The organism is Clavibacter davisi, assembly GCF_052751415.1.
In genome coordinates this window covers 1577343-1591693 of record NZ_CP199882.1, presented here as the reverse complement: position 1 = coordinate 1591693, position 14351 = coordinate 1577343, and the positions used below count along the sequence as shown (strand labels likewise).

Here is a 14351-nt window from a genome sequence, read left to right as displayed (position 1 = left end):
CTCCCTCCGGCGGCACCGTGCCGCGCCTGCACGATGCCCGACCGCGCGCCTCGAGATCCGGCACGCGCCCGGACGGGAGGTCGCGCGCCGCCGTGCGCGCTGGGGAGGAGCCGAGGCTCAGTGTTCGGAGAAGTCCACGTCGCCGTCCTGACCCGCCCGGAGCGCGGACTTCGCGATCTCCAGCAACGGGTACGTGCCGGCGACGACACCGCGGTGCAGCGGCCGCACCTCGTAGCCGTCGTCGTGGGAGTGGATGGAGGCGAGCGCCCCCGTGGCCCCGAAGGCCACCCAGGTCTTGCCGGCGGTGCGCGGCAGCCGGGTCGTGTTCGTGGTCGTGCTGGTGGTCATCGACATCGTCGTCGCCTCTCCTCCCCGGGCGGTGTCGCCCGGACGTGCCGATGGTACGCCGACGCCCCGCGGCCGTACAGGCCGCGGGGCGTCAAGGGAGAACGGATCAGGCGGCGCGCACGTACTGCGCGAACGACTTCCGCACCTTGTTGACCTTGGGCACGGCGACCGCGTTGCAGTAGCCCTGGCCCGGGTTCTTCGCGAAGAAGTCCTGGTGGTAGTCCTCCGCGTCGTACCAGGTGCCGACCGGCTCGATGGTCGTGACGGCCGTGCCGTCCCACAGCTCGCCGGCCCGGGAGATCGCGTCGCGGAACAGGCGCTCCTGCTCGGCGTCCGCGGGGAACATGGCCGAGCGGTACTGGGTGCCGACGTCGGCGCCCTGGCGGTTGAGCTGGCGCGGGTCGTGCAGCGTGAAGAACACGTCGAGGATGACGTCCGCGGGGATGACCTCCTCGTCGAAGACCACCTTCACCGCCTCGGCGTGCCCGGTGGCGCCCGTGCACACGGCGTCGTAGGAGGGATGGGCGGTGTGACCGCCGATGTAGCCGGAGATGACGTCCTGGACGCCGTCGAGCGTGCGGTAGACCGCATCGAGGCACCAGAAGCAGCCGCCGGCGAGGATGAATGTCTGCATGAGAGATGAACCTACTTCCCGTCGTCGCGCACGAGGTCCGCGCGGGGCGACATGGGAGGGAACCGTCACCGGGCGCCGCCCATTCCTGCCGGTCGCGATGTCGGTGGTCCCCCGTAGCTTCGGGGACATCGAGACACCGCCGGGCCGGCGGCACGCGGACGGAGGACACCATGCCCAGCATCACCTACACCCCCCTGGCGCGCTCGGCGGCCCAGGTGCGCGAGCTGCACGACGGGCTGCTGCGCGTCACCCGGCCGGACGGCGCCGTGCTCGGCTACGTCGAGCGCATGCACGAGCCGCAGGGCGAGCGCTTCCGCGCCAAGCGCCTCCGACGGGACGCGCAGGGGTTCGTCCCCCTCGGCGACTTCTGGGCTCTGCAGGACGCGGTCGACTGCCTCCGGTTCTGAGTCGCGCCGCGGACGGCGCCCCGCGACGCGGCGACGCGCCCGCCCCGCCTCCCCGGTCGCAGCCGGAGCCCGGGGTACGGTCACCGCATGCAGTGGTGGAATGATCTCCTCGATGCCCTCGCGTCCGAGCGGGGCACTCAGCTCCTCTCCGGCGTCGTCGTCCCCTTCGTGGCCATCGTGGTGGCCGGCGTCCTCGCCGCGGTCATCGCGCGCGGGGCCACGCAGCGGATCCTCACGCGCCACGACCGCGAGGTGAAGGCGGCCGCCATCGGCGCGCTCGTCGACGCGGCGCGCCAGGCCTCCGTCTGGGACGGCCTCACCCCGCAGGAGCGCGTGCTCGCCGATCGCGCCGCCGGCGAGGCCGACATCCGCATCCGCCTCATGCCGGTCAAGGGCGCCGCGACGGCGGCCACGTGGGCGGCGCACGAGATCACCGAGTTCAAGCGCGGCAGCGGCAGCTTCGGGTTCCAGTTCGACACGCAGCTCGCCGAGTTCCGCGACCGCATCGTCGAGTGGCAGCACCACCCGGGTCGGGCCCGCAAGATCTTCCAGGGCGACATCGCGCGCTGGCAGTTCGAGGACGACTCCCCCGCCACGAAGGCGCCCGCCGCCCGCGCGTCGGAGGCCGCCCCGGCCGCCGCCCCCGTTCCGGAACCCTGGCGCCCCGGAGTCGACGACCGGACCGTCGCGGAGCGTCGCGTCGAGTCCCCGGACGAGCAGTACAGCCCTCCGGTGCCGTCGTCGGCCGCCGCCAACTCCCGCGCCGCGGAGGCCGAGCGCCGCTGACCCGGCCCCGTGCGACGACGCCCCGCATCCCCTCGAGGTGCGGGGCGTCGTCATGTCCGGGATGGCGCGGCGATCACCTCCACCAGTCGTCGAACATGGTCGCGGGGACGCGGCGCTTGTGCTCCGTGCTCACGTACCGCGCCTCGATCGCGTCGGCGACCTCGACGTCGACGTCGTGGCCCTCGAGGAAGTCGTCGATGTCGGCGTAGGTGAGGCCCAGGTTCGCCTCGTCCGTCTGCCCGGGCGTGTCGTCGAGGAGATCCGCGGTGGGGGCCTTCAGATAGAGCCGCTCGGGCGCGCCCAGGTGCTCGAGCAGGGCGCGGCCCTGGCGCTTGGTCAGGCCGGTGAGGGGCAGGACGTCGGCACCGCCGTCGCCGTACTTGGTGAAGAAGCCCGTGACCGCCTCGGCCGCGTGGTCCGTGCCGACGACGAGGAGGCGCGCCTGCCCGGCGAGGGCGTACTGGGCGACCATGCGCGAGCGCGCCTTGACGTTGCCCTTGGTGAAGTCGAGCATCCGGTGGCCCGCCGCGTCGGCGTACTCCGCCTCGAAGCCGTCCACCGCGCGCTTGATGTCGAAGACGACGCTCGCCTTCGGCTGGATGAACCGCAGCGCGAGCTGCGCGTCCTCCTCGTCGGCCTGGACGCCGTAGGGCAGCCGCACGGCGACGAAGTCGGCGCGCACGCCCTCGGCCGCCAGCTCCTCGACGGCCAGCTGGGCGAGCCGACCCGCGAGGGAGGAGTCCTGGCCGCCGCTGACGCCGAGGACGAAGCCCTCCGCGCCGGTCGACCGCAGGTAGGCCTTGAGGAAGTCGACGCGCTTCCGGACCTCGTCGGCGGGATCGATGGTGGGACGCACCTCGAGGGCGTCGATGATCTGTGACTGGATGTCGCGCATGCGCCCAAATCTACGGTGATCCGGCGGGCCGCGACAGCGCTGGTCCCCCCGGCGCGACTCGAACGCGCAACCGTCGGATTAGAAGGCCGATGCTCTATCCATTGAGCTACAGGGGGTCGTGACGAGGGTACTACGCGGGTCCCGCCGCTCCGGGGCCGCTGCCCGGCGTCGAGGCGGCTCCGTCGTCCAGCGCCCGCGCCACCGCCTGCAGCACCTGCGGCGCGGTCGGCACGCCCTCGGCGCGCAGGACCTGCCGGGCGCCGGCGAAGACGAGGATGGTCGGGGTCGAGCGGATCCGCTCCTCCTCCGCGCGGTCGGGGTGCGCCGCGACGTCGAGCTCCTCGACCGGGAGCCAGGGCAGCAGCCGATGCACCTCGGTGAGGACGCGGCGGGTGGCCTGGCACGGCACGCAGAACAGCGAGGAGTACATCACGACGCGGACGACGGACGCGCCCGTGTCCTCGGCGGAGGTCAGGACAGGAACGCGACGACGGCGGCCGCGATCGAGAGGGCCGCGAGGAGGAGCGACACCGACACCAGCACGAGGTGCACCGTGTAGAAGGGCGTGCGCGACCCGTCGGCGGCGCGAGCGCGCGGGTCCTTGGCGACGCGCTTCAGGAACTGCGGCCAGACGACGACGTTCCAGATGCCGTTGACGAGGAGGAGGACGGCGAGGAGGGTGATCACTCCCCCATGGTAGGCGGCGACGATGGTCCGTCCGGGGCCGCCGATAGGATCGGGGGATGGGCAACAACGCGGACCGGCTGGTGTGGATCGACTGCGAGATGACGGGGCTCGACCTCGCGATCGACGAGCTGGTGGAGGTCGCGGTCGTCGTCACCGACTTCGACCTCGTCCCCGTCGACGCGGGCTTCAGCATCGTCATCAACCCGGATCCCGCAGCCCTGGCGAACATGGGCGAGTTCGTCACCGACATGCACCGCTCCTCGGGGCTCCTCGAGGAGATCCCTGCGGGAGTCAGCCTCGCCGACGCCGAGTTCGCGGTGCTCGAGTACCTCCTGCAGCACGTCCCCAACGGCGGCAAGGCGCCCATCGCGGGCAACACGATCGGCACCGACCGCGCGTTCCTCGCCAAGTACATGCCGCGCGTGGACGCGCACCTGCACTACCGCAGCGTCGACGTCTCCTCCATCAAGGTGCTCGCCAAGGAGTGGTTCCCCCGGATCTATTTCAACTCCCCCGCCAAGAACGGCGGGCACCGCGCCCTCGCGGACATCCTCGAGTCCATCCGCGAGCTCGAGTACTACCGCCGCGCCGCCTTCGTGCCGGCGCCGGGACCGGCGACCGAGGACGTGCAGGCCATCTCCGCGGACGTGACGTCCGCGTGGGCTCCGCGGCTGTAGTATCCTCATTCATGGCCGTCCGCGAGAGCGGGATCGGCCGCATGGTGGGCGTAGCTCAGTTGGCAGAGCGCTGGCTTGTGGAGCCGGAAGTCGCGGGTTCGAGCCCCGTCGTCCACCCCACCGGGAAGGGCCGGGATCCGAGAGGGTCCCGGCCCTTTCGTCGTCTGGGCCCTTCCCTCGTCTGGGCCCTTCCGCCGTCCCGGCCGTCCTCGTCCTCGGCCCTTCCGCCGTCCCCGTGCGGTCCAGCCGCGGCCCGCGGCGTGCGAGGCTGGCACCGTGCTGCACTGCGACCCCGAGGACTTCGAGCGACTGGTGGTCGACGAGCTCGACGCCCTGCCGGACGAGATGGTCGACGGCCTCGACAACGTCGTGTTCGTGGTGGAAGACCGGCCCGAGGACGGGTCCCTCGGCCTGCTCGGGCTCTACGACGGCGTCGCGATGACCGAGCGCGGGCAGTACGGGTTCGGCGAGATGCCGGATCGGATCGTCGTGTACCGGGAGCCCCACCTGCACGAGGTGGACGATCTCGAGGACCTCCGCGACCTGGTGCACGTGACGCTCGTGCACGAGATCGCCCACTTCCACGGCATCGACGACGACCGCCTGCACGAGCTGGGCTGGGCCTGACGCCGGACGCCGGACCTCTGACGCCTGACGCCGGACGCGCGACGGCCCCGGCCGCATCGCGCGGGCCGGGGCCGTCGGGATCGGCGCTCAGGCGCCGGCCGAGGTCCGGATCAGAGCTCGAGGGACTCGTCGTCGCCCTCGCCGAGGACGTCGTCGCTGCCGTCGGCCACGAACGAGTACGTCACGCGCTTCTCACCCGCGACCTCGGTCACCTCACCGGCGCGGTACTGGAAGAGGGCCTCCTTGCCCTCGACGGCGGACAGGGTGCTGATGGTCTCGTCGTGCCCGCCGTCCACGAGCACGCGCGTCTCGGTGGTGCCTTCGAGGGGGCCGTCGGCGAAGACGGCGAGGTAGCGGACGTCGGTGGGTGCGGAATCGGTCATGGCCTCAGGCTACCCGGGCGTCACGGCGGCGTCCGTCCGGACGACGACGTCGGCCAGGGCGCGCGGACCCTCCCGGGCGATGTGGTCGCGCCACTGGGCGTCCCAGCGCTCCCACTCGGCGGCGAATGCCTCGCCGTCGCGCGCGATGGCGCGGGCCCGTCGGACGTCGTCGTCGGCCTCGACCCAGATGCGGTGCGTAGCCAGCGCCGCCGCGATCCGCGTGAGAGATCCGCAGCCCTCGACCACGAGCGGCCGGTCGGGGTCGAGGTCGTGCCACTCGGCGGGCGCGTCGGCCGCCCAGTCCCAGCGGCGCCACCGGGGGCGCCCGCCCGGCCGCATCTCCGGCAGGACGTGCCGCTCGAGGTGCCGTGACGCCCGCTCGAGACCGTCCCAGCCCGGGTAGACGTCGTCGAGGCGGAGCAGCTGCGCGCCCGGCGGGAGCTGCGCGGCCGGATCGCCGTCGCGGACGAGGGCGTCGGCGAGCGTCGACTTGCCGGATCCGCTCGGGCCGTCGACGAGGACCAGCGCGGGGCGCCGCTCCCCCGCGTCAGGCGGCAACGAAGTCCCACGTCCCGGCCGCGACGGCCGCGCCGACGGACACCGCGGCGACGAGCACGGCCACCACGACCACCAGGTGCTCGCGCCGACCGACGACGCTGGGGCGCGCCCAGGTCCGGGCGCCCGGTCCGCCGAAGCCGCGCGCCTCCATCGCGGTCGCGAGCTTGCTGCCGCGGCGGATGGAGAGGACCAGCAGCGCGAACGCCTGCCCCGCGAACCGACGCACGCGGCCCCGGTCGGCGACCCCGCGGGCCCGCCGGGCGAGCTCGAGCGAGCGCCAGTCGTCGAGCAGCAGCCCGACCAGGCGGACGCCCGCGAGGGCACCCAGGACGAACCGCGACGGGAGGCGCCACACCTGCGCGAGGCCGTCGGCGAGGTCGGTCGGGTCCACGTCCGAGAAGAGGATGAGCGACGCGATGCCGACCGCGAGCACGCGGAGCGTCGTCGCGAGGGCCAGCAGCACGGAACCCTCGCTCACCACCACGAGGAGGAACTGCGCGTAGACGTCTCCCGAGGTGCGCCCGTAGAGCAGGATCGTGAGGCCCGCGCCCGGGGCCGCGATCCAGATCGGGATGCCCCGGACGAGGAGGGACCGGACGCGGATCCCGGTGAGCGGGAGCAGCAGCAGCTCGAGCGCGAGCGCGGCACCGGCGGACACCACGTCGAGGCTGAGGACGAGCGCGAGGGTCAGGACGAGCGCGGCGGCGAGCCGGGCGACCGGGTTCACGGCGGCGAGGCCGGTCGCACGCGCGGCGGGCGCTGGCTCGCGGATCGCGGCGCTCACCGGACCACCCGGAGCCGCGCGGGTGCCGCGGCGGCGGGAGCCAGGCGGAGCACGTCGTCCGCGAGCGCCTCCACGAGGTCCTCGTCGTGCGTCACGGCGAGCACGCCGACGCCCTCGCGGTCGACGAGGTCGGCGAGCAGCGCGACGAGCTCCGCCCAGGTGCGGGCGTCCTGGCCGAAGGTCGGCTCGTCGAGGACGAGGAGGCGCGGGGCCGTCGCGAGCGCGGTGGCCACGGACAGCCGGCGCTTCTCGCCCCCGGACAGCGTGAAGGGGTTGGCCTGGGCGAGGCCGTCGAGCCGGAGGCGCACGAGGAGCTCGTCGACGCGTCGCGCGGACGTCGCCGGGTCGGCGCCGACGGCGCGGGGCCCCACCTTCAGCTCTGCGCGGACGGTCGCCGCGAGGAACTGGTGCTCCGGGTCCTGGAAGACGGTGCCGATGCGGGCGGCGAGCTCGCGCGAGCGCCAGGCGGACGGATCCGCGTCGAGGCCGTCCGCGAGCGGGCCCTCGGCGACCACCCGGCCGGAGACGGCGGGCAGGAGCCCGCCGAGCGTGAGCGCGAGCGTGCTCTTGCCGCCGCCGTTGGGTCCCGTGAGCGCCGCGACGCGTCCCGCGGACAGGGTCAGCGAGACATCCTCCGCCACGGCGACACCACGCCGTCGCCCCACCGCGAGGCCATCGGCCCGGAGCAGCGGGGAGGGCGCCGCCGGGGCGCGGTCGGGCGCCGCCGGCTCCCGACCGGGGACCCACACGCCGGCCGCCGCGAGGGAGGCGCCCTGGTCGCGGAGCACGTCGTCGGGCGCGCCGTCGGCGAGGATCCCGCCGTCCGCCCCGAGGACGACCACCCGGTCGACCAGGTCCCGCCAGACGGCGACGCGGTGCTCGATGACCACGAGCGTCGTGCCCGTGGACGCGACCACGCGCTCCACCGCGCGGCGCACCTCGCCGACGCCCTCGGGATCGAGGTTGGCCGTGGGCTCGTCGAGGAGCAGGAGGCCGGGCCGCATCGCGAGGACGCCCGCGAGCGCGAGCCGCTGCTTCTGGCCGCCCGAGAGCGCGGTCGTCGACCGGTCGAGCTCGACGTCGAGGCCGACGGCGTCGAGGGCGTCGCGGACGCGGATCCAGATCTCGTCCCGCGGGACGCCCAGGTTCTCGCAGCCGAACGCGACGTCGTCGCCGACGCGGGAGAGGATCACCTGCGCGTCCGGGTCCTGCAGCACGAGGCCGGCACGACCACGCTGGCCGGCCGGATCCACGCCGTCGACGCGCAGCTCGCCCCGGCTCTCGCCCTCGTCGTCGCCCCCGAGGACGCCCGCGAGCGCATGCAGCAGCGTGGTCTTTCCCGCGCCGGATGCGCCGAGGAGCAGCACGCGCTCCCCCGGCTCGATGACGAGATCGACGTCGCGGACGGCCCAGGCGCTCCGGCCGGCGTGGCGCCAACCCCATCCGACGGCCTTGACGGCCGCACCGCCGCCGCCCGACCGCGACGCGGCGTCCGCGGGCGACCGGTCGGCGACAGGGGCGGCCGTCGAGCCGCGCCGGCCGGGTCGCCGCACGCTCAGACCCGGGCCGCGGTGTCGCGACCCGAGGCGAACCGCGACAGCGCGCCGGTGCGGGCGAGCGCCCGGGCGACCAGCCACGACAGCAGGCCGGCGATCACCGCACCGGACACGAGCGCCGCGATCGTGTAGACGACGACGAAGACCGGCGAGGAGCCCGGGTAGTAGGTGATGAGGTCGGTCACGGCCATGCCGAGGCCCGCCCCCATGCCCGCGAGGACGGCGACGTAGGCGCGCCAGTTGGCGTAGAGGAAGACGAGGAGCACGAGCTCGGCGCCGAGGCCCTGCGTCAGGCCGGAGAGCAGCGTGCTCACGCCCCACACGTTGCCGACGAGCATGGAGACGAAGGCCGCCAGCAGCTCGCCGTACAGGGCGGCGCCGGGCTTGCGGATCACGATGCCGGTGAGGACGCCGGCGAACAGCCAGCCGCCTCCGGCGAGGGCCTGGAGCCCGGGCAGCAGCGGCTCGAACAGGCCGGCGACGGGCACCGACGCCGTGTTCCAGAGGACGAAGACGAGGCCGGAGGCGACGCCGAGGACGCTGGCCACGACGATGTCGATGACGCGCCAGCGGGCGCGGAGCCCCGAGCGGGGTGCGCGGGAGCCGGCGTCGCCGGGGAGCGCGGATGCGGTGGACGAGGGTGATGCGGTCATTGGACGTGCCCTTCGGATGAGTGTGAAGAGGGCACGGGTGCGAGATGGAAGCCTCCCTGCGCTGGCATGATCCAGATCAGGTTCTTACGGTCGAAGACTGGGTGTCTTCCTCTCAGCCCGGCTCACCGGACTCCCGTGTTCGAGGCGATCCTAGCGCGCGGTCGGGCGTCCGCCGCGCCCGGGATGCGCGGGCACCCCGGACGCACGGGAGCGCGGGCGCCCGAGGGCACCCGCGCTCCGCGGTGGTCGTGCGCGCCGGCCGGGCGCCCGTCGCTACCTGAGCGTCTTGATGAGCTTGACGAGGACCTTGCCCGAGATCCAGATGACGGGCGTGGCCACCGCGAGCAGCGCGATGACGTTCGGCTGGAAGCGCACCTCGCCGTCGGTGGCGATGTACGCGCCGATGGGCCAGGTGGCGCCGCCGCCCCCGCCGCCGCCCGCGACGTTGCCCTCGGAGTCGGGGAGGTCGCTGCCCCCGCCGAAGCCGTACCAGGCGAATGCCACGGGCACGATGGTCGAGCCGTCGATGTCGAGGGGGTCGCCGTAGACCGTCCCCACTCCGGCGTTCTTCACGTTCTCTGCGAGCTGTGCGACGAGGTTGGTCATGCGTCCCACCGTACCCCGCGAGCCCCGCCGGATGCCGGGCGATCCCGGTCCTCGCGGTAACCTCGCCCCTGGTGCGTCGTCGCGTCGCATCCGGCCTCCCCCGCCGCTGCGGCAGCTGCGGATCCACCGCCTGCCCCGCCCCCGACGGATCCGCGCCCGCGCGCGCGCCGTCGTGGGACGAGTCGACCCAACTGGAGGACCACTTGCACACCTGGCCCGGAAACCCCTATCCGCTCGGCGCGACCTTCGACGGGAGCGGCACGAACTTCGCGCTGTTCAGCGAGGTGGCCGAGCAGGTGCAGCTGTGCCTCATCGAGGAGGACGGCACCGAGACCCGCGTCGACGTCACCGAGGTCGACGCCCACGTCTGGCACTGCTACCTCCCGCACGTGCAGCCGGGCCAGCGCTACGGCTACCGGGTGACCGGTCCCTACGAGCCCGAGAACGGGCACCGCTCGAACCCCGCGAAGCTGCTGCTGGACCCCTACGCCAAGGCCACGTGCGGCGAGTTCGACTGGCACCCGTCCCTCTTCGCCTACGACTTCGGCGACCCGGCCAGCCGCAACGACGAGGACTCGGGCCCGCACATGATGCTCGGCGTCGTCGTGAACCCCTTCTTCGACTGGGACGGCGACCGCCTCCCCCGCACGCCCTACAGCGAGTCCGTCGTCTACGAGGCGCACGTGAAGGGCCTCACGCAGCTGCACCCGCGGATCCCCGAGGAGCTGCGCGGCACGTACGCGGGCATCGCGCACCCCGCCGTCATCGACCACCTGCAGCACCTCGGCGTCACCGCCATCGAGCTGATGCCCGTGCACCAGTTCGTGCAGGACAACACCCTGCTCGAGAAGGGCCTCCGCAACTACTGGGGCTACAACACCATCGGCTTCTTCGCGCCGCACAACGCGTACTCGTCCACGGGCGAGCTCGGCCAGCAGGTGCAGGAGTTCAAGTCCATGGTGCGGGCGCTGCACGCGGCCGGCATCGAGGTCATCCTCGACGTGGTCTACAACCACACGGCGGAGGGCAACCACCTCGGCCCGACGCTCTCGTTCAAGGGGATCGACAACCAGGCCTACTACCGGCTCATGGAGGACGACCCCACCTACTACATGGACTACACGGGCACGGGCAACTCGCTCAACGTGCGCCACCCGCACTCGCTCCAGCTGATCATGGACTCGCTGCGCTACTGGGTCACCGAGATGCACGTCGACGGCTTCCGCTTCGACCTCGCCTCCGCGCTCGCCCGCGAGTTCTACGACGTCGACAAGCTCGCCACCTTCTTCGAGCTCGTGCAGCAGGACCCGGTGGTGTCGCAGGTCAAGCTCATCGCCGAGCCGTGGGACGTGGGCCCCGGCGGCTACCAGGTGGGCAACTTCCCGCCGCAGTGGACCGAGTGGAACGGCAAGTACCGCGACACCGTGCGCGACTTCTGGCGCGGCGAGGCGTCGTCGCTCGGCGAGTTCGCGGCCCGGATCACCGGATCCGCCGACCTCTACGAGCACTCGGGCCGTCGCCCGGTGGCGTCGATCAACTTCATCACCGCGCACGACGGCTTCACCATCGCCGACCTCGTCTCCTACAACGAGAAGCACAACGAGGCGAACGGCGAGGACAACAAGGACGGCGAGAGCCACAACCGCTCCTGGAACATGGGCGTGGAGGGGCCGACGGACGACCCGGCGGTGCTCACGCTCCGCGGCCGGCAGCAGCGCAACATGCTCGCGACGATGATCCTGTCGCAGGGCGTGCCGATGATCCTGCACGGCGACGAGCTCGGCCGCACCCAGCAGGGCAACAACAACACGTACGCGCAGGACAACGAGATCAGCTGGGTGCACTGGGACCAGGCGGACCAGCCGCTGGCGGAGTTCACCGCCTCGGTGGTGCGCCTGCGCAAGGAGCACCCGACCTTCCGGCGCGGCCGCTTCTTCGACGGCCGGCCCGTGCGCCGCGGCGAGGGCGAACCGCTGCCCGACATCGTCTGGCTCGACGCCGACGCGACACCCATGGTGGACGACGACTGGGAGTCCGGCCTCCGGGCGATCGGCATGTTCCTCAACGGCAACGGGATCCGCGGGCGCGACCGCCGCGGCGAGGACATCTACGACACGCACTTCCTCCTCTACTTCAACGCCCACGACGAGCCGGTGTCGTTCACCCTCCCGTCGGACGAGTACGCGGACGCGTGGGAGACCGTGATCGACACCGCGGGCGTCGGAGCCGACTCGACGGCGCTCCGCGCGAGTAGCGTCGTGGACGTGGCGGCCAAGGCACTCGTGGTGCTGCGCGCCTACACGGAGCCCGAGGTGGAGCCCGACCACTCGGTCGCGGCGAGCCTCGCGGTCCTCACCCACGCGCAGGCCGACCGGCCCGCCGCAGACCCAAGGAGCGACATCAGTTGAGAACCCCCATCTCCACCTACCGGTTCCAGGTGCGGGAGTCCTTCGACCTCGCGGCCGTCGCGGCGCAGCTGCCGTACGTGAAGGACCTCGGCGCGGACTGGGTCTACCTCAGCCCGATCCTCACGGCGGAGCCCGGATCCGACCACGGCTACGACGTGGTCGACCACGCGCAGGTGGACCCGGCGCGGGGCGGGGCGGCGGGACTGAAGGCCGTCGCCGACCGCGCCCACGAGCTGGGGATGGGCGTGCTGGTGGACATCGTCCCGAACCACGTCGGCGTCGCCACCCCGGTGGAGAGCCTCTGGTGGTGGGACCTCCTGACCCACGGCACCGCGAGCCGCTACGCCGAGGCCTTCGACGTGGACTGGGACTTCGGGCGCGGCAAGGTGCGGATCCCCGTGCTCGGCGACGGCGAGTCCGAGCTCGACGAGCTGACGCTGGTCCGCGGCGACGACGGCACCGTCGAGCTGCGCTACTACGACCAGCGGTTCCCCGTCGCGCCCGGCACGGCCGAGGACGACGCGGACGCCCGCACGGTGCACGAGCGCCAGTCGTACGAGCTGATCAACTGGCGTCGCGCCGACGCCGAGCTCAACTACCGCCGCTTCTTCGCGGTGAACACGCTCGCGGGCATCCGCGTCGAGCTGCCGCGCGTGTTCGAGGAGTCGCACGCCGAGATCTCCCGCTGGTTCCGCGAGGGGCTCGCGGACGGCCTCCGGGTCGACCACCCGGACGGCCTGCTCGACCCGAAGGGCTACCTCGACGACCTGGCGCGGATCACGAACGGCGCGTACGTGCTCGTGGAGAAGATCCTCGAGCCCGGCGAGACGCTGCCCACCGACTGGGCCACCGCCGGGACCACCGGGTACGACGCGCTCGCCGAGATCGACCGCGTGCTCGTCGACCCCGACGGCCAGGTCGAGCTCGATCACCTCGAGGCGTCCCTCCGCGGCCTGCCCCAGGGTGAGCTCACGGACTGGGCCGACATGATCCGCGGCACCAAGCGCGGCATCGCCGACGGGATCCTCCGCAGCGAGGTGCTCCGCCTCGAGCGCCTCGTCGAGGACGCGCCCGCGGACGCCGCCGACGCGCTCGCCGAGCTGCTCGCCACCTTCCCCGTGTACCGCAGCTACCTCCCGGGCGGGCTCGCGCACCTCGAGGAGGCCGCCGAGGCCGCGCGTGCCAGCCGCCCCGACCTCGCCGCCACCATCGACGCGCTCATGCCGCAGCTGTCCGACCCGTCCACGCTCGTCGCGCAGCGCTTCCAGCAGACGAGCGGCATGGTCATGGCGAAGGGCGTCGAGGACACCGCGTTCTACCGCTACTCGCGCCTCGTCTCCCTCAACGAGGTCGGCGCCGACCCGTCGATCTTCGCGATCGACGTCGACGACTTCCACGCCCGCCAGCAGGAGCGCCAGCGCGTCGCGCCGCACGCGATGACCACGCTGTCGACCCACGACACGAAGCGCGGTGAGGACGTGCGCGCGCGCATCGACGTGCTCTCCGAGACGCCCGAGGCGTGGCGCGACGCGCTCGAGCGGCTCCGCGAGGTCGCGCCCACCGGCGACGGCCCGTTCGAGAACCTGCTCTGGCAGACGCTCGTCGGCACCTGGCCCGCGTCGCGCGAGCGCCTGCACGCGTACGCCGAGAAGGCGTCGCGCGAGGCCGGCGACTCCACCACGTGGACCGCGCCCGACGAGGCGTTCGAGGAGCGCATGCACGCGCTCGTCGACGCGGCGTTCGACGACCCGCGCGCCCGCACCATCGTCGCCGGGCTCTACGACCGCCTCTCCGGCCCCGGCTGGTCGAACTCCCTGGCCGCCAAGGCCATCCAGCTGACGGCCCCCGGCATGCCCGACGTCTACCAGGGCAGCGAGCTGTGGGAGACGAGCCTGGTGGATCCCGACAACCGCCGCGAGGTCGACTTCGGCACGCGTCGCGCCGCCCTCGACGCCGTGCTCACGGGCGCCGAGCCCGCGATCGACGAGACGGGCGCCGCGAAGCTCCTCGTCACGGCGCGCGCGCTCCGCCTCCGCCGCGACCACCCGGAGCTGTTCACGGGCTACGACCCCCTGCACGCGGCGGGCGACGCCGCGGCGCACGTGATCGCCTTCGACCGCGGCGGCGCCATCACCGTGGCCACCCGCCTGCCCGTGGGGCTGGAGTCCGGCGGCGGATGGGGATCCACCACGATCACGCTGCCCGAGGGCGAGCTCGTCGACCACGTGAGCGGCCGCCGCCTCGACGGCGGACGCGTCTCCGTGGCCGCGCTCCTCGCCGACTACCCGGTCGCGATCCTCGCGCCCGCCTCCACCGCCGCCGACCTCACCCCCGGGAGCTGA

17 protein-coding genes, 2 tRNA genes and 1 riboswitch are annotated in these 14351 nt (G+C 73.2%); of the genes, 7 read left to right on the top strand and 12 right to left on the bottom strand.

The window, feature by feature from the left end:
- Positions 1–117: 117 nt before the first annotated feature.
- The gene (locus ACU4ZT_RS07570) at positions 118–348 is read right to left on the bottom strand and encodes a hypothetical protein (protein WP_270980324.1); all 231 of its coding nucleotides are present in this window, start codon (positions 346–348) and stop codon (positions 118–120) included.
- 106 nt (positions 349–454) lie between these two features.
- Complete coding sequence (gene msrA, locus ACU4ZT_RS07565; RefSeq protein WP_270980325.1) at positions 455–982, bottom strand: peptide-methionine (S)-S-oxide reductase MsrA; 528 nt, start codon at positions 980–982, stop codon at positions 455–457.
- A 170-nt stretch (positions 983–1152) separates the two neighbouring features.
- On the opposite strand from msrA, the gene ACU4ZT_RS07560 reads away from it, so the two are divergent.
- Both ACU4ZT_RS07560 and ACU4ZT_RS07555 read left to right on the top strand, forming a co-directional pair.
- Positions 1153–1389: a hypothetical protein gene (locus ACU4ZT_RS07560; protein ID WP_063072744.1), complete on the top strand. Its 237-nt coding sequence runs from the start codon at positions 1153–1155 to the stop codon at positions 1387–1389.
- An 87-nt stretch (positions 1390–1476) separates the two neighbouring features.
- Positions 1477–2175, top strand: a complete 699-nt coding sequence (locus tag ACU4ZT_RS07555) for a hypothetical protein (RefSeq protein WP_270980326.1) — start codon at positions 1477–1479, stop codon at positions 2173–2175.
- Positions 2176–2248: 73 nt separating this feature from the next.
- Here the strand turns inward: ACU4ZT_RS07555 and nadE are convergent, their stop codons facing one another.
- From nadE to ACU4ZT_RS07535, 4 genes are all read right to left on the bottom strand, one after another.
- A complete protein-coding gene (gene nadE, locus ACU4ZT_RS07550) occupies positions 2249–3070 on the bottom strand; it encodes an ammonia-dependent NAD(+) synthetase (protein ID WP_270980327.1) in 822 nt (273 codons plus the stop codon).
- Positions 3071–3110: 40 nt separating this feature from the next.
- Positions 3111–3186, bottom strand: a tRNA-Arg gene (locus ACU4ZT_RS07545).
- 14 nt (positions 3187–3200) lie between these two features.
- Positions 3201–3500, bottom strand: a complete 300-nt coding sequence (locus ACU4ZT_RS07540) for a thioredoxin family protein (protein ID WP_063072741.1) — start codon at positions 3498–3500, stop codon at positions 3201–3203.
- A 41-nt stretch (positions 3501–3541) separates the two neighbouring features.
- Positions 3542–3757, bottom strand: coding sequence for an SCO4848 family membrane protein (locus ACU4ZT_RS07535; protein WP_063072740.1), 216 nt, complete (start codon positions 3755–3757; stop codon positions 3542–3544).
- Positions 3758–3813: 56 nt separating this feature from the next.
- On the opposite strand from ACU4ZT_RS07535, the gene orn reads away from it, so the two are divergent.
- From orn to ACU4ZT_RS07520, 3 genes are all read left to right on the top strand, one after another.
- Positions 3814–4434 carry an oligoribonuclease gene (gene orn / locus ACU4ZT_RS07530; protein ID WP_063072739.1) on the top strand — a complete coding sequence of 207 codons (621 nt, stop codon included), beginning with the start codon at positions 3814–3816 and terminating at the stop codon, positions 4432–4434.
- 44 nt (positions 4435–4478) lie between these two features.
- Positions 4479–4554 (top strand) — tRNA-His (locus ACU4ZT_RS07525).
- 156 nt (positions 4555–4710) lie between these two features.
- Positions 4711–5061 (top strand): metallopeptidase family protein, encoded by a 351-nt coding sequence (locus ACU4ZT_RS07520; protein ID WP_063072738.1) that lies wholly within the window; start codon positions 4711–4713, stop codon positions 5059–5061.
- A 110-nt stretch (positions 5062–5171) separates the two neighbouring features.
- On the opposite strand, the gene ACU4ZT_RS07515 is transcribed toward ACU4ZT_RS07520, so the two are convergent.
- The 6 genes from ACU4ZT_RS07515 to ACU4ZT_RS07490 all read right to left on the bottom strand — a co-directional run bounded on the left by ACU4ZT_RS07515 (position 5172) and on the right by ACU4ZT_RS07490 (position 9601).
- On the bottom strand, positions 5172–5444 hold the full coding sequence (locus tag ACU4ZT_RS07515) for a hypothetical protein (protein WP_063072737.1): 273 nt from the start codon (positions 5442–5444) through the stop codon (positions 5172–5174).
- 9 nt (positions 5445–5453) lie between these two features.
- Positions 5454–6002 carry a nucleoside/nucleotide kinase family protein gene (locus tag ACU4ZT_RS07510; RefSeq protein WP_063072736.1) on the bottom strand — a complete coding sequence of 183 codons (549 nt, stop codon included), beginning with the start codon at positions 6000–6002 and terminating at the stop codon, positions 5454–5456.
- Complete coding sequence (locus ACU4ZT_RS07505) at positions 5992–6786, bottom strand: energy-coupling factor transporter transmembrane component T family protein (protein ID WP_081235146.1); 795 nt, start codon at positions 6784–6786, stop codon at positions 5992–5994. Before ACU4ZT_RS07505 ends, ACU4ZT_RS07510 begins: the two co-directional genes overlap by 11 nt.
- Positions 6783–8339: an ABC transporter ATP-binding protein gene (locus tag ACU4ZT_RS07500; RefSeq protein ID WP_063072735.1), complete on the bottom strand. Its 1557-nt coding sequence runs from the start codon at positions 8337–8339 to the stop codon at positions 6783–6785. The genes ACU4ZT_RS07505 and ACU4ZT_RS07500 overlap by 4 nt, the downstream gene beginning before the upstream one ends.
- A 2-nt stretch (positions 8340–8341) precedes the next feature.
- Entirely contained in the window at positions 8342–8995 is a 654-nt protein-coding gene (locus tag ACU4ZT_RS07495) for an ECF transporter S component (RefSeq protein ID WP_414748012.1), read from the bottom strand.
- A gap of 35 nt (positions 8996–9030) precedes the next feature.
- Positions 9031–9142: riboswitch (TPP riboswitch) on the bottom strand.
- Positions 9143–9268: 126 nt separating this feature from the next.
- Positions 9269–9601: a hypothetical protein gene (locus ACU4ZT_RS07490; RefSeq protein WP_063072733.1), complete on the bottom strand. Its 333-nt coding sequence runs from the start codon at positions 9599–9601 to the stop codon at positions 9269–9271.
- 203 nt (positions 9602–9804) lie between these two features.
- Between ACU4ZT_RS07490 and glgX the strand changes: the two genes are divergently transcribed.
- Together glgX and treY are read left to right on the top strand one after the other, a co-directional pair.
- A complete protein-coding gene (gene glgX / locus ACU4ZT_RS07485) occupies positions 9805–12009 on the top strand; it encodes a glycogen debranching protein GlgX (RefSeq protein ID WP_063072732.1) in 2205 nt (734 codons plus the stop codon).
- Positions 12006–14351, top strand: coding sequence for a malto-oligosyltrehalose synthase (treY, locus tag ACU4ZT_RS07480; RefSeq protein ID WP_445338566.1), 2346 nt, complete (start codon positions 12006–12008; stop codon positions 14349–14351). The genes glgX and treY overlap by 4 nt, the downstream gene beginning before the upstream one ends.